Here is a 23,900-nt window from a genome sequence, read left to right on the forward strand (position 1 = left end):
TATTACTTATCCTTGTATTTTTTGTTTATGGCGGGTCAGATGACTCGCTTTTTTTACTTATGAGATTATGACGCAGACAGTGTGAGTTAATTCACGAAATTAGTTAGATGGGTAATAATGATAAAAATCTGAAAGAAAAAAGAAAAAAAATAATCTGATGATTGATAAGGTTAGCAATGAAAAGATTCTGTAATGTCGCAAATGACAGTAGCCGGTAATAAGAGTAAAGATTCGAATTCACTGCTACAGCATAGCCTTACCGGAATAGTGTCGTAAGAATCAGTTAGAATAAGAGTTTTTTATGAAAATAATCAATCTGCAAACAAATAAGATCCACAATCCGCTCGGCTTTCAGTTCGATAAAGTGGTTTTGTCTTACCATGTTGTTGAAACATCATCAAAATTCCGGGAGTCTGTACGCATTGAAGTTTCTGTGGATCCATCCTTTCAGACGATGGAACATGATACGGGCTGGAGAGCAGATATTTCTGGTATTGGCTATGAACTGGATATCGTACTGAAGCCTCGTACCCGCTATTTCTGGCGGGTGAGTGTAAAAGGTGATGCCGGTGATCAATGCACGAGTGATCTGGCATGGTTTGAAACTGCCAAAATGGATGAAGAGTGGAAAGCTCAGTGGATCACGCCTGATAATCTGACTACTGAAGCGCCGGTATTTGTTAAAACGATTCGGTTATCGGAGCTTCCTGTTAAGAGTGTTCGTGCTTATTTTTCCGGAGTCGGCCTGTATGAGTTGTATGTAAATGCAGAAAAAGCAGGCAATGAGTACCTTACTCCTGGCTGTAATGCTTACGATCAGTGGATTCAGTATCAAACCTATGAGGTTTCCGGTTTGCAGCCGGGGGACAATGAAATTCGGGTTATGCTGGGTAACGGCTGGTACAAAGGACGTATCGGATTTAATCATGGTGGGAAAAAGGATCAGTACGGGAGTGACTTTGAGTTGATCGGAGAGCTGGTCATCACCTATGAAGATGGAACGGAAGAGGTTGTTTGCACGGATGAAAGCTGGCAGGTGGCTGATGGCCATATCGGCGCTAATAATATCTATGATGGTGAAGTGTTTGATGCTACTAAGTCTTGTCACTATACGGCGGCAAAACTGAGTACTCAATCTCTGACGTCTCGGCTGGAAGCGCGTAGAAGCCTGCCGGTGGTGATTCACGAACAAATTGCTCCAGTGGAAATCCTGTCGTGTGAAGATGGCAGTGCTATTCTTGATTTCGGGCAGAATATTGTTGGATGGGTTACTTTCCCGGTCAATGAAAAAACAGGAACAGAAATTAATCTGCGCTATGCAGAGATCCTGCAAGATGGTGATATTTATACTGGGAATTTACGCACAGCACAGACCCGGTTTACTTATATTTCTGATGGCCGTCAGTGTGATGTTCGTCCTCATTTTACCTTTTATGGATTTCGTTACGTGAAGGTATCCGGTATCACTGATATGGAAAGTTTGAAACAATTCAGGGCTTGTTTCATCTATTCAGATATTAAACAGATATCTAAACTGGAAACACCTAATCCGTTGGTTAACCAGTTTATTAGTAATGTTATCCGCAGTCAGAAAGATAACTTTCTGGATATCCCGACCGATTGTCCGCAGCGGGATGAACGTATGGGGTGGACAGGAGATATTCAGGTCTTCTCATCGGCGGCCTGCAGTAATATGGATGTGTATGCTTTCTTGAGTAAATATCTGTATGACGTGGCTATCGAGCAGGAGAAAATGGATGGAGCCGTGCCATTTATTGTGCCTATGTTTGATGTTCTGGAAGCAGGGAGTTGTGCCTGGGGGGATGCTGCAACGGTTATCCCGTGGAATATGTGGTTACATTATGGCGACAGCAGCATTCTGAAACAGCAGTTTTACAGTATGAAAGCCTGGGTGGATTACATTCAGAGACAGGTCAGTGCACAGAACAGTTCTGAATATCTGTGGGACAGCGGCTTCCATTTTGGTGACTGGTTGGCGATGGATAACGAACCGCATATCAAAACATTCAAAGGTAAGACTGAAGATAAATTCATTGCCTCTGTCTACTATCATTATTCGGCACTTATTGTCAGCAAAAGTGCTGGTATTTTGGGGCTGAATACTGAGCAGGAATACTATAAAATCCTTTCTGAACAGGTGCTTACTGAGTTGCGTAAAGAGTATCTGACTGCAAACGGGAAGTTAGCGCTGGAAACTCAGACAGCCTACATCCTAGCAATTATATTTGATATTTATCCCGCAGAGTTTATGCCAAGAGCCGCGAAAGAACTGGAGGCGAAACTGGCCAGAGATCAGTTTAAAATTACAACCGGCTTTGTTGGTACACCATATTTCTGCCGTGCTCTGACTAAAGTAGGTTTAAATGAACTTGCTTACAAAATCTTCCTGAGTACGGAAAAGCCGGGCTGGCTGTATCCAGTTACTCAAGGGGCAACCAGTATCTGGGAACGCTGGGATTCAGTCAATGATGGGGTCATTCATCCGGATGACAGTATGAATTCTCTTAACCATTATGCGTTGGGCTCAGTCATTGACTGGCTGTATAAAGATGTATGCGGGTTCAATCCGTCTGAAGAACACACTGGTTTTAGAAAAGCTATTATCAAACCCGCTCCCAGTTACCGGCTTAGGGAAGTCAGCCTGGAATCTGATACGGCTGCAGGTTGCTACAAGGTTAACTGGGCAATTACCGAAGAAGGAGCTATCGAACTGGGTGTTACGGTTCCGTTTGACTGCAGCGCCGAGATTTATCTTCCTGATGCCGGTGATTTTTCCCGGGTAACGAGTTCTGCTGACGTACTGGCTCATACCCAGCAAGGGAAAGAAACCGTAGTGAGCGTTAATGCTGGTAGCTACTTCTTTATTTACCAGCCTGTCAGGGATTATATCTCTCACTATGGTATTGATATGCCGATGCGTGAGCTGCTGGGTAATACTGCAACAAAAGCGGTATTGGATAAATATATTTCGGATGTTTTGGCGCTGCCTTTCTTAGGTATGCTGGAAAATGAATCTCTGGTTGCTATATCGAATAAACCGTTCTACAAGCATGACAAGCAGGTTTTAACCGATATTCATAATGAAATTTCGTCAATCGTTGTTCAGTAATCAATAAGGCACTTTTATGAAAAACTTATATATTATTCGTGGTCCGTTTGGTACGGGCAAAACGGAGTTTGCAAGAATCATCACTGATAACGTCGTGTCTTGCTGGGACTATTATGCCAGATATGGAAAAAATCAGTGGGATAAAAACCTTAAGCCACATTCTGATGAGTACTGTCGTACCAGTGTAAAAGATATGATGGATAAAGGAACGGAAACAATCGCCGTGACAAACTCATTTTCGAAAAATGAGGATCTGGATTATTATTATGATCTGGCTGAGAAACATGACTATAAAGTATTTTGTATGGTCATGAATAACAGAGATACAGCAGAGTTTAAACGTAATGCACCAGATGAAGAAGTGGCAAGACAGATTGCGTTGCTTAAAAGTAATATTATGTTTAAGCATGGTTTGTAACCGACGGTAGCTGTTCATTCTGGCCCTTTTGGCTGTATGTCGAAAGGGCTTTTATTTATTAAATTAGGTGATAAACATTACACATGCTTTTACTGAAATCTGATGAATACGTAAGTTCTTCTTCAAATATCCGGGTTCTGAGCCGGGATCCGCAGCAAGATTACCCGGAACACGGGCATGATTTTTCTGAATTGATATTGGTCACAGCAGGGAGTGGAACACATATCGTAAATGGAAAACAGTCGGTGGTTTTTCCGAATATGATCGCCTGTGTCAGTGAACATGATTATCATCAGTATGCAGATAATAACGGCGTTACCCTGCTCAATGTGCTTTATGATAAACAGCAACTGAGCATCAGCCGTCTGGCTGTGGATGCGATTAAACGTCTTGAAGGTGAAGCGAGTAACCGTCTTGTCACATCGGAAAGTTTTTCTCCCTTGCTTGCTATTGCAGAAAGAATAAAAGCGGAGCAGCAGACTGGGGATAAACATTCTGGACAGATGATCAGACTGCTGTTCGAACAGTTGCTACTGTGTATTGACCGTATTGATATGGCCTGTGTTAATCACGCTCCGGTGATGAATGCCATTATCTTTTTATGCAATAACTATGGTGATCAGGAGCTGTCGGTTAGTTTGGTTTGTGATATGTTTAACGTCACGGCTAAGGCACTGAATAACCAACTGACTTACTTAACCGGTATGTCAGCCAACCGGTTTATTAATCATTTACGGATCCGACGGGCAACTCATTTACTTGAGCAAGGCTGTTCGATAACAGAAACGGCTTATCAGGTAGGTTACAGTGACAGTAACTATTTCAGCACCCGATTTAAGGCCGCAACTGGCGTAAATCCTAAGTATTATCACCAGAAATTGAAAGACAACTAACCAGAGATTGACGTCACTAATGTCTACGGAATTTTAGTGGGGTAGTATGCATGGCGTCACTGAAAAAACGGTTAAATGCCGATTGGGTTGAAAAGCCTAAACTGAACGCGATATCACCAATGGACGTATTGGTATTTTTCAGCAGATTGATGCTCTCATTTAATTTAACCTTCTGTTCTACAGCCTTAAAAGAAGTCCCTTCGTCTTTCAGACGTCTGGATAGAGTGGTTTTACTGGCGTTCAGCCTTTGGCAGACTCGTGTTGCAACGAAACTGCTTTTATAATCGACAGAGCTGTCCCGGATAATCTCACGAACAGAATCTTCAACCATTTTTTTAACACTATTTTCCTGAAAAATAGAATTATATTCAGAATTGACTTTAAACAGGAGGAATTTTTGTACAACAGAATTATACTGAGTGAACTCTTCATCCATACCTGTATTTTCGAAAGAAATAGAATCAATGTCAGATTCCCATTCTACTTCACAATTCCAGTAACTATATATAGTACTAATAGTATTGGTTTTCTTTGATTTGGTTTTTATATGATATGGAAGCTTAGGTGTCGTATAATGCTCAATGAATGAAATTATGAAAATAAAATTAATCATAGGCACAAATTGATAACTCACTTCTGGATATTCGTAAAAGTAAGCAATAGATACTTGATTATTGTCTTCCCGAATAGAAAGATTGTCTGTATTGGCAATAACACCCCGATATTTAATATAATATTGAAATGATTCGCGTAGTGATCTGGAATTAAGGCATAGTAATGCCAGATAGGTAGAGTCGTTAGCTAATGATTCTAGGATATTATCCCTGTCAAATAAAAGACTTATCTGGAAATTTGACTGATTCAAAAACCATTCCAAATCGCAGTCGTGTTCATTGAGTAATCTTAATAATTTATAATGCCGGTCAGCATCAATTCTTTGCCCATCCCCGTTCAGTTCTTCCGGATAAATTCCAGTTTTCTCTGTAATATCATTCCAGGCGTAACCTAAATCAAGGAGATTTGCTATTAATCGCTTAGCAAGATTTCCTGATACGCTTTTATTATGAGATTTATTCATTATATACTTCGGGATGGTCTGACTATATTTTAATATATTATCAAATTAACAGAAGTATAAATTTTCATTTGTGATGGCAATCACAGATAGTGGATGAAAATAAAAATTAATAAAAAAATGCACAAAAATGGAAAAAACGCTTAAGGTGGGTCTGATAGATTTTATCGTGTCAACACAGCTGGTTGTATGTTTTTTTTACTATTAACCAATAATTCTTAGCAGGTCACTTTATGAAAAGAACGCCTTTCCTCCGATTAGTTATAGCCGCGATGCTGGGGGTTGGTACCTCTGTGGCACCATTGGTTCTACTGATGTTCGGTATCATACAATTTAACATTATCCGTCTGGTGGGTGAGAGCCAGGTCACTGCAACTTTTGGTATATGTGCCGGTATCGCCAGTTTTGCGATTGTATTCCTGAACCCCCTGGGTGGCTGGATTGCTGACCATACTTATGTGACTATCGGACGGAGACGATTTTGGATCCTTGTGGGTAGTCTGGGAGGGTGTGTCTGTATGTACTTGTTTTCCCAGGCAGAGAATATCCCACAACTGACTATTGGCTGGATTGCTGCGCAGTTCTTCTACAGTATGGTGACTACCGCTTGTTTTTCTATTGTTCCTGAGCAGGTTGACCAGGAAAAGTTCGGACGTGTATCTGGTTTTATTGGTGCCGCGCCACCGGTATTTGTAATGTTAGGTAGTATGATTGTGATGGGGTATTTTTCAGAAGTATCCGTACAAAACAAAATCATTATGATTGCAGTAGCACAAGTTGTTGCTGGTCTTATTGCCGCAATAATGATTATTGAGCCACCATCAAGAAAGCCAGAAATTACGCATGCTGAAGAAAATATAAGTAACTCTGTTCAAAAAGACAGTTTTTATCCAAGTATAAAAAAATATCCTGAATACACACTTGCACTGCTGACAAAACTATTTATTAATTTTACTAATGCCGGTTTGTCAATGACGACATTGTTTTATATCGCCCGTTTCCATATGGACGAAAAAAGTATTTTTGAACTGAATGCTTTAATGTCTACTGGTATCGCGTTAATGGTTCTTTCTGGGATTTTAGGTGGATTTCTTTCAGATAAAGTTAAAAAGCAAAAGCCATTTGTTATTCTTTCCGCACTAATTACTGGTTTGTGTATGATTGCCTTTGCATTTTCACATAATATCACTTTAGTTATTATCGCTAACTTTATATTTAACTTTGGTTTTGGTATGTATAATGCGGTAGATAATGCTCTTGTGAACCGGATTTTGCCATCGAAGAAAAATTATGCCAAAGATATTTCTATCATGAATGTCACAACAAATCTGACATCTTCTTTAGTTAACTTTATGGCTCCTGCCATTATTTCTCTTGGCGTTTTTCTGCTAAATGACGATGGTTATACATTTTTCTTCCTGGTATTAGCCTGTTTTGCGATTCTTTCCGCTTTAGTTGTTTTCCCTATCCCTGAAATTGGTTCGCCACTTAAACGGGATTTAGTGAAAGAAAAGATAAATTCTGAAGATACTGTCTCTTATGAAGAAAAAGAATCTGAAGAAACTAAAGTAGCCATTTAATTATTAACCAATATAAATATTGAGGGACTGATGATATTCAATCGTCCCTCTGTGATTTTTATAGATAAATTATTTTAACATATTATCGATCAGGAGTGGATTTATGGTTGATCTTAAAACGGCGCCATTTAATTTGGATGAGAGCAGTATTCGTTGGGTAACAGCCACACTAAATAAAATGTCATTGAAAGAAAAAATAGGGCATTTATTTTTCCCTGTAGGTTTAAGTTCAGATCATGCTGAACTGGAAGAGGTGATTACCCGGTTTAAGCCAGCTGGTATGATGTTTCGCCCGGGGCCGTCTGAAGAAGTACAGGAAACACACCGTTTTCTACAAATGACCAGCGATTTGCCTTTGCTTATTGCTTCAAATCTTGAAAGTGGTGGCAATGGTTCATCCATAAACGGAACTGAGTTTGCTTCTCAGATGCAGGTGGCCGCTACTGATGAACTTTATCAGGCAGAAAATCTCGCTCAGGTGTGTGCGACAGAAGGCTCTGCATTAGGATGCAACTGGTCTTTCGCTCCTGTGATTGATCTTGATCTGAATCCGGAAAACCCGATTACGAATGTAAGAACATTTGGTTCGGATGTAAAAAGAGTGAAATCAATGGCTGCGGCTTATATTAAAAAGCTGCAGGGAAATGGTGTTGCATCAGCGGCTAAACATTTTCCGGGTGATGGTGTTGATTCAAGAGACCAGCATATTGCGATGACCTATAACACACTGTCGTGTGAAGAATGGGATGCTTCGTATGGTGAGGTTTACCGTGCGGTTATTGAAAGCGGTGTTCTGTCCATTATGGCCGGGCATATTTCTCTTCCTGCTTATAGTCGGCATTTCAATCCGGATATTGCGATTGACCAGTTGATGCCTGCCAGTCTGGCTCCGGAGCTATTGCAGGGACTTCTGCGGGATAAGCTGGGTTTTAACGGCCTTATTGTTACTGATGCGACAGCGATGGTTGGTTTCACCACGGCGATGCCGCGTGAAAAAGCAGTGCCGTCAGCCATTGCTGCAGGTTGTGACATCTTCTTGTTTAATAAAGACTTGGAAGAAGATTTTCAGTTTATGCTGAACGGTATCGAAACCGGTCTGCTGAGCCTTGAACGAGTTGATGAAGCAGTTACCCGCACTTTGGCAATGAAAGCGGCACTTGGTCTGCATCATCAGAGTAAAGAAGAGCGTGTTCCTGCTAGTCAGCAACTGGAAGTTGTCGGATGTGAGCAGCATAAGCGTATGGCAGAAGAGTGTGCAAATAAAGCCATTACTCTGGTCAAGGACAGAACACAGTTTTTACCGGTTGATATCAATACCCATAAGCGCATTCTGGTCTTTACGCTTAGTGATGACGGTGATTTCTTCGGACATAAGAATTCAGTGTTCGATACAGCCGTGGACTTACTGAGAGCGGAAGGGTTTGAAGTGACTTTATTTGACCCCAAAGACTTTATGTCCCGTGATACCAAGCTGTCTATCTCTTCTGTCACGAAAAATTATGACTTTGCGCTTTATCTGGCTAATCAAAAGCCAGCCAGTAACAAAACCAGCCTGAGGCTGAACTGGGCAAGACCGATGGGAGCCAATGCACCATGGTTCAGTACTGAATTGCCGACGGTATTTGTCTCTTTTGGTAATCCTTACCACCTTCTGGATGTCCCTAAAGTTCCGACATATATCAATGCTTATACCGCGACAGAAGCCACTATTAAAGCGGTGACGGACTGCCTTCTGGGGCGCGCTGAGTTTTGTGGCATCAGCCCGGTGGATGCATTTATGGGGCGTTGGGATACGAGGTTATAAGATGAAAAATACGTATATTTTTGACCTTGATGGCGTCATTGTGGATACCGCCAGATATCATTATCTGGCATGGAAGAAGATAGCGGATGAGTTGGATATTTTTTTTGATGAGGCACTGAATGAGAGTCTGAAAGGGGTTAGCCGGGTTGAGTGTCTGGAGATCCTGATTAAGTACTCCGGTATTGCACTGTCTGATGCAGAAAAGGCCGATATTCTCAGCCGGAAGAATGATTATTATCTGGATTTTATTGCACAGTTAACTCACTCAGATTTACTACCGGGAGTGAAAGCTCTACTTGATCGCTGTAAAGATGATGGAATTTATATTTGTCTCGGGTCTGCTAGTAAAAATGCTGAATATATTCTGGATAAGCTGAATATTAAACACTACTTCGATGTGATCGTAGACGGAAATCATGTGACTAAAGCTAAGCCGGATCCGGAAGTATTTTGCAGAGCATCGGAAGCATTGAACGTTCCTTATGAGAACTGCATTGTGTTTGAGGACTCGATAGCCGGTATTACTGCGGCAAAAAATGCCGGTATGTATACCGTGGGTATCGGCAGTAAAGATGTACTAACAGAGGCAGATATTGTATTCAGCGATCTGTCTGACTTCGCTGTCTGAGCATATCTATTTTCTGTTTTTCCACGTTGGTATACAGACAGAGAAGCATACTCTTTTCTGTCTGTCTCTTTTATAAATTAAACGGGTTGAGCTGCGATAATGAAACTTTCTCTGACAATTGAGAATAAACTGATTTTAGTAACGGCAATGGTTCTGCTGTCTATTGGTATGGTTACGGGCATTGGTATTTACGGTGTTGAATCACACTCCGAGAGAATTAAAACACTGTACAACCAGACCATGAACAATAGCAATAAGATGGGATTTATTCTTAAGGAAAGTAATAGTGCTCTTGATAGCTTGAAAATTGCCTATTATGCAGCACAACAGCCAGAAGAGCTGAATGACCTGGCGCGGTGGGAAAAACAGAAAAATCAGGCAATAGGAAAAATACAGTTTCTCCGGGGAGAGCTTATTCCATCGATAACGGATAGTGGGCTGAATACACAGGAACAATCTATTCTGAGTGCTCTTGATACACTGTTAAAAAAAATAGGCAGCAACACTTATTATACCGATTATGAAAAAAAGCAGGCTTATCTGCAGTTATTGTCGGATCTGGAACAGGAAATAAATCATATTTCAGAGCTGTCGATTCAGTTTTTATCTATTCAGACAGCATCCGGAGAAAATCTGTATGAGGAATCTATTGAATTTAATCTTAAATTCAAATGGTTATCTGTTGGATTGTGCTTATTGTCGATTATGATTCTGATGTGGTTTCTGATCCGTCTGTCATTGCGGTTTAAGAAAGCCAGACAGGCTTTCAGTTGCCTTTCAGCAGAGGTTGAGGCTCAGGATTTAAGTGGAAATGTTGAACTTGGGGGCAGGGATGAGTTTTATGAACTCTCCTGTTCTGTCAATACGATGACAGGTGCTTTCAGGCATATGATATCGGCAGGCCTTTTATCTAATGAGGGGCTTTGTGAAGTGGCATCCCGTTGTCTGCAAATTGGCGTGGAAACACTGAATACCATAGATAAACAGCAGGTTGAGATAGCTTCAATTTCTTCTGCAATGGATAGTTTTCAGGAGCAAATTCAACATATTAATATCAGCACAACGAGTGCAATGGAGTTTGCTGATCAGGCTGAAAAGGCTTCAGTGGAAGGGAAAGAGGTGGTTGCAGAGAATCTGGATAAAATGAGTCATTTGTCGGCACAGATGGAAAATGCTTTTACTTCGATTAATTCTTTGGGTGCACAGATTCATAATATCAGCCAGATCACTGATGCCATCCAGGAAGTCTCAGAACAGACCAATTTGCTGGCGCTCAATGCCGCGATTGAAGCGGCTCGGGCCGGAGAGAATGGGCGGGGGTTTGCTGTTGTTGCATCGGAGGTTCGGAATCTTGCCAGCCGCACCGGAGATGCTACCAGAGAAATCCTGGAGACAGTCACTCAACTGCAGTCTGAGAGCGATCAGGCCATGAGTATGATAAAAGATGGCGTGAATTTCCTGAATGAAACGGTTGAGCATTCCGGACTGGTTGGAAAAAGCCTGTCGGGTATTTATGACAGTGTTAAAGAGATTAACAGAGAGAACCACTATATAAGTACTTCTGTCTCTGAGCAGAATGAGAAAACAGCATTTATCCGGGAAAATGTCTTACAACTGGGTTTGTTATCCGGTGATTCTATAGAGAAAGGGAAGTCAATGTCAGAGGCAACCCGGGAAATGCATACTCTGGCAGAAAAGAATAAAGATGCATTGCTGATGTTTAAGCTCAAAAGGTGACGGTAAAATTCGACAATTATCACTAAACTGAATTTCTGCACCCATAAGTATAATTTATGCCCCTTTAGGGTAAGTCTTTCTCTGATTCAGCGACTATAGTCATAGCAAATAACAAAGACAACATGGAAAATTGCTATGACTTTATCAAAAAAAAATACCTCTCTGATCCCGCATCCTCTAGCCCGTAATGCCAGTAATATTCTGATTTCCGGAGCCATTATGGCTGCCATGTCCGGGTGTTCTGCTTCGGGGGACGATATTCCGGCTTCCGCTGATACTATTGCAGCTCTGGTCAGCCAGATGACGCTGGAAGAAAAAATTCAGATGCTGCATGGCGTGGAAAATAATCTGGCCGGAGCCGGGACGATTGCAGGGGTCGAGCGGCTTGGGATCCCCTCTATCATGCTGACTGATGGGCCGGCTGGAGCTCGTAATTCTAACTATAAAGCCACCGCTATGCCGGCTCCTGTGGCACTTGCTTCTTCTTTCAATCCGGAACTGGCATATCACGTAGGGCAGGTTATTGGTAAGGAGGCCCGGGCTCAGGGGCAGGATGTGCTGCTCTCTCCAATGGTCAATATCGTGCGTACACCACAGGCCGGACGGAATTTTGAGACTCTGGGCGAAGACCCTCTGCTGGCGGGTAAGATGGTCGCAGAAGAGATCAAAGGGGTTCAGGATGCAGGGCTTATGGCAACGGTCAAACATTTTGTGGCAAACAATCAGGAAACGGATCGGATGACGATCGATACCCTTGTCGACGAGCAGGCTCTGCGGGAGATCTATCTGCCGGCATTTAAACGTGCAGTACAGGAAGCCGGGGTTGCCAGCATTATGTGTGCTTATAACAAGCTGGCGATCAATGGTGAAAACAGCGCCTATGCGTGTGCCAATAAAGAGCTTCTGACGAATATTCTGCGTGATGAGTGGGGGTATGAGGGCTTTGTGATGACCGATTGGTTTGCCGGGATCCCCGGGGTATTTACGCCGGAGATGAAACCGACACCAACTCATATTTTGGCGGGTCTGGATGTGGAGATGCCGGCGCAGTTTATGTTTGGCGATTTGCTGCTTAATGCCGTAAAAAATGGTGATATTGAGGAGACTTACATTGATCGCTCCGTGACCCGTATCCTGACGCAGATGGCACATTTCGGACTGTTGGACGGCTCAGCTCCTGAGCGGGCAGATATTGAAGCATTGGCCCGGCATCATGCAAAAGTGGCACTTAAGGCCGCAGTCGAAGGCGCGGTTCTGTTGAAAAATGATAATAAAATACTTCCGCTCTCTTCTACTGATCTGGACTCGTTGTTGATCATCGGTCCAACCGGCGGTGTACTGAATTATGGTGGAGGAGGCAGTTCCAGAGTGAAGCCTATGACTGCATTGGAAAGCCCTTATGAGGCGCTGACCAACCGCGCAGGCGACAATGCTGTGATTCATTATTTGCCGGGTATTGATCTGGATGGCGTAACCGTTCCGGCTGATCTGTTTAAGGATCTTGTCCGTAAAGACCAGGATGGTCAGGAACAGAAAGCGGTAAATATTAATCTGACCGGAGACAGCTTGCTGCCTGCACATGGTAAAACTGAGTGGATCGGTGAACTTGTCGCTCCGGAAACCGGGGAGTATGACATCAAAGTACAGGCGAAAAATGCCGTGGTGCAATTGAGTCTGGATGGTGGTGAGACCGTGATTCTGGATAGTGCTTCAGCGTTTAATCCTCTTAATTCTGTTATTCCTACCCGTGATGGTTTGGAGAATTCGAGCGTTCGCGTGCATCTGAACGCCGGTGAAGTAAAATCAATCCGTTTGGTCGCAACGGCCGGAGAAGTCGGTGCATTCTCGTATCTTGTGGCCGATAAGACAGCGCCAGCTCAGCTTCGTCTGGCCTGGGAGACACCATCACAGAGAAAAATGAATGTTGCCAAAGCTGTTGAGGCCGCAAAAAAAGCAAAAACCGTACTGGTCTTTGGTTACAACGAAGGAACAGAAGGGGCTGACCGTAAAGACCTCTCTCTGCCAAACAATCAGGATGAGCTGATTGCTCAGATTGCAGCAGTGAATAAGAATACGGTGGTTGTGCTGAATACCGGTGATCCGGTCACCATGCCGTGGGCAAATAACGTCCCTGCTATTATGCAGATGTGGTATCCGGGGCAGGAAGGGGGAGAAGCTACCGCCGATCTGCTGCTGGGGAATGCTAATCCTTCCGGTAAGTTACCGGTCAGTTTCCCTGCCAGTATGTCTGATCTGCCTATGCAGCAGGTGAAGCAATTCCCGGGAGAGGATGGTCAGCTTGTTTATGATGAAGGGATTTATGTTGGATACCGTTGGTACGATAAGCAGAATCTGAAACCACTGTTCCCATTTGGTCATGGACTCTCTTACACCGAATTCAGCTATTCCGATGCCCATATCACTCAGCATGAGGGCGGATACCGGGTTGAATTTAAGGTGATCAATACAGGTGAAAAGGCTGGTGTTGATGTTCCTCAGTTATATCTCGGTGCTCCTGAACAAACCCATGTACCAGTGGCGGTAAAATCTCTGGCCGGGTTTGAACGTGTTGCACTGGAGGCTGGTCAGTCTCAGTCCGTCGATATTAATATCGACAGTGAATTGCTGAACTTCTGGGATGTTGACAACCATCAATGGATGCCGGTAGAAGGTGAACGCGCCATTTATCTGGGGCATTCATCCGATGACTATACCCGGATAGGCAGTATTACACACCAGTGATCTGTCTTTCATACTGTGAGCACCCCCAGCAGGTTATTGCTGGGGGATATATACCCAGGCATCTTGAGGTCACTTGAGTATACGAGTATATGTTGATGTTATTTGGGTATATAAACCATTCTCAATTCTACTGGCAACAAATTATTAACTATTTTGTTTCTTACTTTCCGGATTGGTTATAAAATACGCTACTTCGTTTTTTTGATAAACAAAATACGTGTCTGTTGCCATGGATGTAAAAAACAAAACTGTTTCAAGCCGAATACTCAAATATCGTTACCAAAAACTGCTGGATGCAGGGCTGGATGCTGATTATATCTATCGCTGTACCGGTATCAGTGAGGATGAGGTCAATAACAAAAGTACACGTATTTCCTATCCCAATTATCTGCGTTTTAATCAATTTCTGGCGTTGCATGGTTATGGCGGACTGGAAGGGAAAATATGGGAGATAAACATAGAAACTTTAGTCCGGGAACTGGGGGCGTTGCCTGCTCTGTGTGTAAACCAGCCCGATGCCGGAAGTGCACTGAATGCTTATGTTCGCTATCGGGGACTGATTGGTGAATCGGATTATCTGCTGTGCAGTCAGGAGAACGAGCAGGTGACCATTCAGTTTTCCGGGGAAAGCTTTTCCCGTTCAATGCCTGAGTTTTACGCCGGTTCTGCATTGGCAAACTTTATTATTCTGGCAACAATCCTGCGCTTTTATCTTCAGAATGAAGCTCATCAGTTTGATATTGAACTGGTTCATGACCCCATCTTTCCGGCCGATAAATACCGGCGGTTTTTCCGTGGATCTGTGCATTTTAATCAGGAAGAAAACTATATGCGTTTTGATGCTTCTTTGCTTCAGACCGGGAACCGAATGCTTAATCCTGCATTGACGGATTTCTTGCAACAACAGGTTGAAAGTGAGTATGACTACCTGCATTCTCATTCCAGTTTTTCTGCTTTGGTAAGAAAACAGATCATTTCTATTGAGAGAAAAGATGGTATGGGGACATCTGTCCATGATGAGCTTTGCCAGCGTCTGGGTGTCAGCCGCTGGACATTAAGAAGAAAACTGGCAGATGAAGGCTATACGTTTCAGTCTATGGTGGATGAAATCCGTCTTGAGAGGGCAAAGTATTACCTGCGAAGTACCGGTAGCAAGATCAGTGAAATCAGCGATCGGCTTGGATTTTCATCACAGAGTGCATTTACCCGTTTCTTTCACAAACAGACAGACCAGTGCCCGAGTGCATTCCGGGAAAAGGATCAATTTCCTTCTGAAAGCTGAATAAAGGTCGTTTCCAGCTGTTCCCACGGCAGTGGCTTGCTGTTGATGATTTCAATACGACTTTCAAATCCTTCCAGTGACAGCTCATTGACCGACACTACACCGTTATGAACATTAAATGCATGGCAGCCTTTGCTGGTATTCATCACACCTTTAATTCTTTCTGCATCTAACTGATACATCAGAGAAAACAGGCCGTCAAAATCAAATACGATTTCTGCACCGAATATCCATCCGCAACTGACATATCCCTGACCACGGTTTTCTTTACGAATAAAGGCCTTATCCGGTGGCAACTGAAATTGTGGTTCCATAGCTGCGTGTTCATGGTGATGAGGTGCGATAGCGTTACTCTGCCCGGACAGAAGGCGTTCTGTATCCAGTAATTCCGGCGGAAATTCTCCGTTGCTGACCAGCAGATTCATACTTTTAGCAGGTTGCTGAGCGGCAGCCCAATGTTCAAAATATTGTTTTTCATGATCAGTACACGCATCGGCTTTATTCCCAATGATAATGTCAGCTGTATCCAACTGGTCATTGAAGTTCTGGTTTTCCGTATAGCGGGAGTCTGTCAGGCTACGCGGATCAACCAGTGCGACAGTGGCTTTCAGGTCGATATAATTGCTAAACTGCCCAGAAGTCAGCAGGCTGATAATCTTATGCGGATGGCCAAGCCCGGTCGGTTCTATCAGAAGACGATCCGGATTTTGTCGCAGCAGGGTTGTTATGCCGACGGATGTCGGAACTCCGGCCGTACAGCACATACAGCCTCCCGGTACTTCTTTTATCATGGCTCCGCTGTCAGCCATGATGGCACCATCGATACCGATTTCACCAAATTCGTTGACCAGTACCGCCCATTTTTCATGGTCGGGTTTGTTTTTCAGCAAGCTCAGAATCGCGGTGGTTTTTCCTGCACCGAGAAAACCTGTGATGATATTGGCTGGAATAGACATGTTCTGTCACTTTGATTAACAGTTTTAAGTGAGAGTTATCATACAGCAAATGAGCCAAATTGTATCAATACTGGCATTGCCGCTAGATCAATTCGGATTTACCGTTTATGTTATGTATTTGATGTTCTTGCTGAACAGGATTAGCACTATGGCTAAACACCTAATTTTGATGTTACTGATGGCGTTGTTCTCCTTTTCTTCTACTGCGGAAGAAAGTTATTCTGAGAGTGAAATCCTCGACCGCCCGTTGATGGAGCGGTACATTCTGGATGAACTGAAATCGCTCCGGCAGGATCAGCAGGATCTGGAACGCAGGCTTACATTGCAGATCACAGATAGAGAACTGTCTGTTGCTGATAAGTCACTAAACTACGCCAATGTGACCGTAACTTACTTCTTCTATATCATTGCCGGTGTGGCTTCTTTGGTGGCTCTGATTGGCTGGCAGTCACTGAAAGATATCAAACAGAATACTAAAGAGATGGCGGATAAACGTCTGGATCAGATCACCCGTGATTATGAAAAAAAATTCCTGGCTCTGGAACGGGATCTGAAGCGTAAAACCCGGATTATTACTGAAAATAACCGGGAAATCGAGATCATTAATGAGGTACATAACCTGTGGCTGAGGGCTCAGAATGCTCAGACAGCCGAGCAAAAAATTGAGATTTATGATGAAATTCTGAAAATTCGTCCGGGTGATCTTGAAGCCTTAACTTATAAAGCTGATGCTGCTATGGATATTAAGGAATATCACTGGGCGATGAGCTTGTGTAACCGGGTGCTTGAGGTTGATGATTCCAACGCCCATGCGCTTTATCAGCGAGCCTGTGCCTATTCAAGACTTGGTGCTGAGGAGCAGGCTATTTATGATCTGCAAAAGTCGATTGATGCCAGTGCCTCTATCCGTGATCTGGCTGCTGAAGAGACCGATTTTGAACTGCTGAGAGGGAACCCTAAATTTGAACACCTGATTGATACTCAGGACTAGTCACTCAGGGATCCAGTGTAGTGATATGCTTAAATTCTTCCTTCAGCCAGTCTCTCAGGATAAGAATGCTTTCTTGCTGGAGTTTTTCCGGCGGGCAGGCAAAGTAGAAGCTCTGATAAGGGTTTTTGACTGCCTGGCCAATTTCGACCAGAAATCCCAGCTGTATTTCTTCCCGGACAAACAGCCGGTGGGTGACAAGAATTCCCAGTTTGCGGATAGCGGCCTGAACAGCTTGTACTGAAGTGATAAAACTGAGGTTTTTTCTCACTTGAGGAACCGGTAGCTGGCTGGCATGACACCAGATTTTCCAGTCATTTTTGCGGCGCAGATTTTCAGTGTATATAGCCGGAAAGTGCTCGATCAGGGTTTGAGGGGCAATATCTGTTTCTGCCCGTAGCAGTTCCGGACTGCATACCAGAAGCAGCTCATCATCTCCCAGTTTTTCACAATAATAGCTTTCCCATTCTCTGACATCACCATGAATAATAGCTACATCCACGCCTTCTTGTTCCAGATCAAACGGTCCCACCAGATTAGAAAGGCGGATATCAATGTCCGGGGCGTATTGCTGAAACTCTTCCACTTTGGGTACCCACCAGCGTATCGCCAGTGAGTTGATCATATTCAGCATAATGCGGTTTGAATTGGGCGGGTTCAGAAAGCTTTCTGTTGCTTTCATTATGGTTTTCAGTGCCGGAGCGACCTCGTTGTAGTATTTACGGCCCCGGCCATTGAGCTGTACCTGCCGTCCTACCCGCTGAAACAGTGGTTGTCCAAGCTGAGCTTCCAGATTTTTGACAGACTGACTGACCGCCGAGTGGCTGACATTGAGCACTTTTGCCGCTTCGGTCATGCTTCCGCTCTCGGCAACAGCAATAAATGTATACAGGGATTTTAACGGCAGGGCTCTATTCATATGTAAGTTTTGCTAACAGGTTTTGTTAATATTACTCGTTTTTTTACTTGTCGTCATTGCTTTAATATTGGCTGGGTTGAAAGGAGTATATAATGTCAGTCAATAACCGTGCTGTTCTGTTTATGTTGATTTCTACGCTCAGTCTGTCTTTTTCCGGTTTTTTTGCTAAGCAACTTACCGGTCTGATGAGTGTTGAATTTCTGGGTTTTTTGCGTTTGCTTATCCCGTCTATGTTGCTTTTTCTTACCATACCACCGGCGAAGCAGGCTCCGCCATCCCGTAAGATGCTGAAACCGGTAATTATCCGGGCGCTATGCATTGTCGGTTGTCAGCTCTGTTTTCTGATATCGCTGGGTAGCCTGTCTCTGGTCGAGAGTGTGGTGCTATTCGCGACAGGACCGCTTTTTATTCCTGTTCTGGAACGCCTGTTTTTTAAAGTAAAAATCCGTATTGAGACTGGTTTTGCACTGGCAGCTACGTTTGTCGGAGTCATGTTGCTGGCCGGGGACGTATCGGGTATACAGATCAAACCAGAGCTTCTTCTGGGGTTGGCTGCCGGGGTATTTAATGCCGGGTCTCAGGTTAGTCTGTTTCGGGCCAGCAAAGGGGATATGTCACCGGCATCACTGAATGCATGGACGTTCCTGTTCGGTGCTATCAGTATCTTTCCTGTGTTGTTTTTCTCCGGATTGTCGGGAAGTGATAAGGAACTGTTGTTTTCTGCGGACAAACATATATGGGTCTGGGGAATAATGCTGCTGTATTCTGTGGCGATTGTTCTTAACCAGCTTTTCCGTTCCCGGGCATATAAACTCGCAGAAAGTAATTCGCAGATAGCTCCGTTGATTTTTACTAATCTGCTATTTACAGCAGCATTACAGCTGGTGTTTTTTGATGTACATTTTTCTGATTATCAGATTGCCGGTATTGCTCTGATTATTACCGCCAGCCTGATGAATAGTTTTGCTGCCAGGATCCTGAAGTTTCTTTTTCATGCTAAAACCCGGCGAGCCTGAGGCTATCCGTAGTATCCGGAAGGATTACATATAATCAGAAAGGTAATGCTTTATCTTTCTGATTTGGTTGTCCCGGACCTCTGTACTCATTGCCTGTTGGCCGGGTTGCAGAAAGCGCGCGGCATAATCTTTATCGATTCCCTGCTCAAGAAATAGCAAATAGAGCTCGGCATCGATATGACCTGTTGTGGCCATTTCTGTCATGATTTCCAGAGCATCCCCCAGAGTATGGGCTCTTTTATATGGACGGTCATTGGACGTCAGAGCTTCAAATACATCTGCAATTGCCATAACCCGTTCCTGTATGGAGAGAGATTCCTTACTCAGCCCTCTTGGGTAGCCATCACCATCGACTCTTTCGTGGTGGTTACCCGCTATATCCGGTACATTTTTCAGATGCTCCGGATAGGGCAGGCGCTGCAACATAGTGATTGTCTGAACGATATGGCTGTTGATCATGAACCGCTCTTCTTCCGTTAATGTTCCGTGGGGAACCATGAGGTTATAGAGTTCACCTCGGTTATATTGCAGAAAGCCGGGTTTCAGATTGAAGTTATGGTCCCAGTTAGTGTTCGGATTGGCTGTGTCGCTCCATGGGATCATATGAGTATCTTTATCTGCCAGCAGAGGTTCCTCTGTCGGAACCTCTGCTGGTGATGTATCCAGCTCTTTTTCCAGCCATGAGGTGCCGATTCTGTTATTCAGCGTGCGTGTCCAGGTACGTTTGGCGATCTGCAGTAAACGGGTCTTATCTTCTTCTGTGAAAGGTTTGTCGCCTTTATTACACCTGGCGACAAAAGCAAATTCATCATCCAGTGTTGTGAGTTCGGTATCCAGATGCTGTTTCAGGCGGACACTATCGCCTCCTTCACTTAATTGTTTCCAGTAGCGAATTTCAGCCTGTGCTTTTAATACTTCAAAGCGCATACGGATTTCATGGATCCGATTATAAATGGTTTCCAGCTTGGTCGCTTTGTCTACAACATATTCCGGTGTGGTTATCTTGCCGCAATCATGTAGCCAGGCAGCGAAATTCAGTTCCTCCCATTTCTTTTTATCCATGCTGAATTCAGGAAAATATTTCCGGTCGCTGTCTGCTGCCCGGACCAAATGCTCGGCTATAAACGGCACTCGCTGGCAATGTAGCCCGGTATAAGGAGATTTGGTATCGATAGCTGATGCAATTAATTCAATAAAAGATTTAAGCATCTGTTTTTGTTTATGCATAAGATCGATATTGTCTTTTGAAATACCGGCAAAACTGAGTAATTCCTGCAGGAAGGCATGTTTATCCTGTTGACTTCGTTCGATAGGACGTTCATACCCCAGAGCCAGAATGCCTATCAGTTCTTGTTCCCGGTTAAGCAGAGGGAACAGATACAGGTCGGTGTTGTAAAAGATATCTTTGTATTTTTTAACGGCATTGTCGTGCTTATTAATACGAACAATATTGCCTTTTGTCAGTCGGGAACGCAGCCAGGGCGTTTCATCTAATAGCTGATTCATGTCTATTTTGAGTGGAATAATGGCGTGGTTGGCAGCAATGGTGAAACGCTCTTTTTTATCGTTCAGCATGTATAGCATGATGGTTTCTGCCCGGGTGATCAGGTAGCTCTGCTTACTAATTGTTTTCGCCAGATCCGAAAATTCATGATTACGTGCAGTATCTCTCAGCAGCCCCAACAGATCGTGCAAAGCGTGTTCCATCAACTGGATGGAATGAGTAAGGTTGTTAATCTCTTTAATTGCACTACGGGGATAGCGGGTTTTTTTAAAGTTAAAGCTGCGAATATTTTCTGTGAGTATATTCAGCGTATTCAGAGGCTGAGCGACCCGGGTAGTAATTTGCCAGATCAGAATAAGACAGACAAATAGCAGACTGAGTCCGGCAGCTATCTGATAATTTCTCATGGATAGCAGTTCACTGATCAGGCTATTATTAGGAATGGCTTCTGCCAGAAACAGCCGGACATTACTGGTCAGATTGATGGGGGTAAGGGTGATTGACCATTCCTCGCCCTGATAGGAAACCTGTTCATAGATAGTGTTGCTGCTGTTACGGTTCAGTACATCTGAGAAAATAGAACTGAGCATGGTTTTATCCGTCTGTTCCTGGCCGGGGCGTGCATCGACCCCTAACTGATGGCTAGCAAGCAGGCGGAAACGGGTGTCAAACAGTGCCAATTTTGCTGTATCAGAATAAGCGACTTCTCCCAGAAGTTCTGAAAGGTGCTGCAGGGTAAAGTCCGCAGCAACAACGGTACCTCCATCAATTGCCATGCGTGACAGTGTGATCCCTGCCGTCTTCAGGTAGCGGAACTGATAAGGGTTGGTTAACCGGATTTCACCGTCAAAGCTGACATTCTGAAACCAGGGATGGATACGTGGGTCATAATGATTATCCGTACCGGAACGGACATTAGTCAGTTGCAGGTCCTTATCGTAGAACAGGTAATCGTTTCTGCCCTCAACATCGGTGTAATTCAGTACGATATCTGCGTTGGCCGGTGCTCCGGACATTTTTCGGATAGCTGGATCCAGCAGGGGGTGGAACTGGGTCATCGAGCCATTTGGGGATCCGTAGTATAAGGCGACCAGATTGGGATTTTTGGCAAAGATTAACTGAATAGATTTCAACCAGCTGTGTTCTTGTTCGTTACTATCCGGGTGCACCGGAAGTATTCGGGTTGCCATTAAATCCAGGGTGGTAATAATAGGGGAGATTTCTTTTTCAAAGTGACGTTCCAGCTTTTGGCTGTTTTCATGGCTGATATTTTGGGAGAAACGGAAAAATAACTGTTGTGAGTAGAAATAACTGATGGTGATAAGTCCACCACCCAGTACCAATACCAGGATGATAAACAGGCTAGTGATATGCACACTGAGTGGGTATCTTCGTTCGGTCATATGGTCACTGACTTGGCAATATATTATTGATATAAGTATTGTCGAATTCCCCGCGGTTGCAAAACTAAGGAAATGATTCGCTGAAGGTGTGGTCATAAATTGGTACACTTGCCACATAACGACAGAAAGAAGTGAGGCTTTATGAAATTCGCAGTTGATACCCATACCCACACGTATGCCAGTGGTCATGCTTACAGCACACTGATTGAAAACGCCAGAGCGGCAAAAGAGCACGGTCTTAAGCTGTTTTGCACCACAGACCATGCCCCGTCAATGCCGGGTGCGCCTTATTACTGGTTCTTTATCAATCAGAAAGTGTTATCCCGTTTTATTGAAGGGGTCGGCATTATTCGGGGAATTGAAGCGAATATTATGAATGTTCAGGGTGAGATTGATGTGCATCCGGAAGTGTACCCTAATATTGACTGGGTGATTGCCAGTTTCCATCCGCCGGTTTGTCCTCCGACAGATAAAGCAACTCATACGGAAACACTGATTAATGTGATCAAAAGTGGTCATGTTGATGCTCTTGGTCATTTGGGTAATCCGGCGTTTGATTTTGACTTTGAAAAGGTAATTACCTGTGCCAGAGATCACCATGTTGCCATTGAAATTAACAACAGCTCACTGAAAGGGTTCAGCCGCGAAGGCAGCAAAGAGCGTTGCTATGAAATTGCCCGGGTTGCGAAAGAGATCGGGGCATATATTACGACAGGAAGTGACTGCCATTTTTGTGATGCGATAGGTAAGTTCACTGAGGCGGAAATCTTGCTGGAAACGGTAGGAGTACCAGAAGAACAGGTGATTACTACATCGGCCCGCCGTTTTCTGGATTTTCTTGAGCTGAGGGGGCATCAGCCTGTCACCGAGTTCGTCGGGTTATAACCTTCATCAACAAGAAAATGCTGTGTAGCATAGTCGATAAATACCCGTAACCTTGCTGGCATGTACTGGGTCTGGGCATACTGCAGGGCGATAACGCCCTGATAGTTGCTCTTTATGGTCCAGTCTTCCAGAACTTTGACAACCTGGCCGGCAGTAATAGCATCTTTTACCACGAAATCCGGAAAGATACCGATACCTAGTCCGTTGATGACGCCGTTCAGGCGCATTTGTGAATGATTAACCGCGTAGCGTCCGGAGACGGCGATGCTGTGAAATTCATCATCTTTAAAGAAATCCCAGATATGGTCAGTGTCCGTTTCTGCCAGATACAGGCAGTCATGCTCTGCTAGATGTTGCGGGTGTGATGGTGCGCCTCTCTGGCAAAGATAATCCGGGCTGGCACAGAGCATCAGATTGGTTTTGGCTATTTCCCGAAGGATTAACTTTTCATCGGGCTGATCTGTCAACCGGAAGGCGATATCAATTCCCTGTTTGAAAATATCGATATCGCCGTCTGCAGCGCGCAGTTTCAACTGGATATTCGGGTATTGTTTAAGAAACGGAATAACAAAGGGCTGCAAAACCACATTTAAAAATGCTTCCGGTGCGGCAACGGTAATCGAGCCAGCTGGTTCGGTATGATCTGTGCTGGAAATATCGACGGCCTGATGAGCAGCATTCAGCATAATTACACACTGATCATAAATCTTACTTCCAGTTCTTGTGATGATGAGTTTTCGGGTTGTTCTTTCAAACAGTTTTACTTCGAGCGACTTCTCCAGACGAGTGATAGTTTTACTCAGAGCGGAGGGCGTGACATTCAGCTTTTTGGCTGCGGCGGTAAAGCTGCCTTCCTGAACAACCGTATTGAAGCAGGCAAGATCTGGCAGAAGTGCGATTAATTTAGAGGAAAGCATACAAGTATTTGTGCCTGAGATTC

At 43.9% G+C, this 23,900-nt stretch carries 17 protein-coding genes; 12 read left to right on the plus strand and 5 right to left on the minus strand.

Annotated elements, in window-relative coordinates:
* Positions 1-301: 301 nt before the first annotated feature.
* From CSW98_RS04670 to CSW98_RS04680, 3 genes are all read left to right on the plus strand, one after another.
* The gene (locus CSW98_RS04670; protein WP_100799299.1) at positions 302-3,130 is read left to right on the plus strand and encodes an alpha-L-rhamnosidase; all 2,829 of its coding nucleotides are present in this window, start codon (positions 302-304) and stop codon (positions 3,128-3,130) included.
* 16 nt (positions 3,131-3,146) lie between these two features.
* The gene (locus tag CSW98_RS04675) at positions 3,147-3,548 is read left to right on the plus strand and encodes a hypothetical protein (protein WP_100799300.1); all 402 of its coding nucleotides are present in this window, start codon (positions 3,147-3,149) and stop codon (positions 3,546-3,548) included.
* 83 nt (positions 3,549-3,631) lie between these two features.
* A complete protein-coding gene (locus tag CSW98_RS04680; protein ID WP_100799301.1) occupies positions 3,632-4,441 on the plus strand; it encodes a helix-turn-helix domain-containing protein in 810 nt (269 codons plus the stop codon).
* A gap of 16 nt (positions 4,442-4,457) precedes the next feature.
* On the opposite strand, the gene CSW98_RS04685 is transcribed toward CSW98_RS04680, so the two are convergent.
* Entirely contained in the window at positions 4,458-5,519 is a 1,062-nt protein-coding gene (locus tag CSW98_RS04685; RefSeq protein ID WP_100799302.1) for a helix-turn-helix domain-containing protein, read from the minus strand.
* Positions 5,520-5,830: 311 nt separating this feature from the next.
* Between CSW98_RS04685 and CSW98_RS04690 the strand changes: the two genes are divergently transcribed.
* From CSW98_RS04690 to CSW98_RS04715, 6 genes are all read left to right on the plus strand, one after another.
* A complete protein-coding gene (locus tag CSW98_RS04690; protein ID WP_157810329.1) occupies positions 5,831-7,096 on the plus strand; it encodes an MFS transporter in 1,266 nt (421 codons plus the stop codon).
* Between the two features lie 103 nt (positions 7,097-7,199).
* The gene (locus CSW98_RS04695) at positions 7,200-8,900 is read left to right on the plus strand and encodes a glycoside hydrolase family 3 protein (RefSeq protein WP_100799304.1); all 1,701 of its coding nucleotides are present in this window, start codon (positions 7,200-7,202) and stop codon (positions 8,898-8,900) included.
* A 1-nt stretch (position 8,901) separates the two neighbouring features.
* Positions 8,902-9,528 (plus strand): beta-phosphoglucomutase, encoded by a 627-nt coding sequence (gene pgmB / locus CSW98_RS04700; RefSeq protein WP_100799305.1) that lies wholly within the window; start codon positions 8,902-8,904, stop codon positions 9,526-9,528.
* A gap of 99 nt (positions 9,529-9,627) precedes the next feature.
* Positions 9,628-11,265 (plus strand): methyl-accepting chemotaxis protein, encoded by a 1,638-nt coding sequence (locus CSW98_RS04705; RefSeq protein ID WP_100799306.1) that lies wholly within the window; start codon positions 9,628-9,630, stop codon positions 11,263-11,265.
* A 135-nt stretch (positions 11,266-11,400) separates the two neighbouring features.
* Complete coding sequence (locus CSW98_RS04710) at positions 11,401-14,007, plus strand: glycoside hydrolase family 3 protein (protein WP_100799307.1); 2,607 nt, start codon at positions 11,401-11,403, stop codon at positions 14,005-14,007.
* Between the two features lie 229 nt (positions 14,008-14,236).
* Positions 14,237-15,289 (plus strand): AraC family transcriptional regulator, encoded by a 1,053-nt coding sequence (locus CSW98_RS04715; protein WP_157810330.1) that lies wholly within the window; start codon positions 14,237-14,239, stop codon positions 15,287-15,289.
* Here the strand turns inward: CSW98_RS04715 and CSW98_RS04720 are convergent.
* On the minus strand, positions 15,268-16,245 hold the full coding sequence (locus tag CSW98_RS04720; protein ID WP_100799309.1) for a CobW family GTP-binding protein: 978 nt from the start codon (positions 16,243-16,245) through the stop codon (positions 15,268-15,270). The genes CSW98_RS04715 and CSW98_RS04720 overlap by 22 nt on opposite strands.
* Positions 16,246-16,393: 148 nt before the next feature.
* On the opposite strand from CSW98_RS04720, the gene CSW98_RS04725 reads away from it, so the two are divergent.
* A complete protein-coding gene (locus tag CSW98_RS04725; protein ID WP_100799310.1) occupies positions 16,394-17,236 on the plus strand; it encodes a tetratricopeptide repeat protein in 843 nt (280 codons plus the stop codon).
* Between the two features lie 4 nt (positions 17,237-17,240).
* Here CSW98_RS04725 and CSW98_RS04730 read toward each other — a convergent pair whose 3' ends face one another.
* Positions 17,241-18,152, minus strand: coding sequence for a LysR substrate-binding domain-containing protein (locus tag CSW98_RS04730; protein WP_100799311.1), 912 nt, complete (start codon positions 18,150-18,152; stop codon positions 17,241-17,243).
* Between the two features lie 92 nt (positions 18,153-18,244).
* On the opposite strand from CSW98_RS04730, the gene CSW98_RS04735 reads away from it, so the two are divergent.
* Positions 18,245-19,168 carry a DMT family transporter gene (locus tag CSW98_RS04735; protein ID WP_100799312.1) on the plus strand — a complete coding sequence of 308 codons (924 nt, stop codon included), beginning with the start codon at positions 18,245-18,247 and terminating at the stop codon, positions 19,166-19,168.
* 24 nt (positions 19,169-19,192) lie between these two features.
* Here CSW98_RS04735 and CSW98_RS04740 read toward each other — a convergent pair whose 3' ends face one another.
* Positions 19,193-22,075 carry an HD domain-containing phosphohydrolase gene (locus CSW98_RS04740; protein ID WP_100799313.1) on the minus strand — a complete coding sequence of 961 codons (2,883 nt, stop codon included), beginning with the start codon at positions 22,073-22,075 and terminating at the stop codon, positions 19,193-19,195.
* A 141-nt stretch (positions 22,076-22,216) separates the two neighbouring features.
* On the opposite strand from CSW98_RS04740, the gene CSW98_RS04745 reads away from it, so the two are divergent.
* Positions 22,217-22,960 (plus strand): phosphatase, encoded by a 744-nt coding sequence (locus tag CSW98_RS04745; RefSeq protein ID WP_100799314.1) that lies wholly within the window; start codon positions 22,217-22,219, stop codon positions 22,958-22,960.
* Here the strand turns inward: CSW98_RS04745 and CSW98_RS04750 are convergent.
* The gene (locus CSW98_RS04750) at positions 22,930-23,877 is read right to left on the minus strand and encodes a LysR family transcriptional regulator (protein ID WP_100799315.1); all 948 of its coding nucleotides are present in this window, start codon (positions 23,875-23,877) and stop codon (positions 22,930-22,932) included. The two genes, CSW98_RS04745 and CSW98_RS04750, sit on opposite strands and share 31 nt — an antisense overlap.
* Between the last annotated feature and the right edge of the window lie 23 nt (positions 23,878-23,900).

Origin of the sequence: Vibrio sp. HA2012, from assembly GCF_002812955.1 — a bacterium.
GTDB lineage: Bacteria > Pseudomonadota > Gammaproteobacteria > Enterobacterales > Vibrionaceae > Vibrio.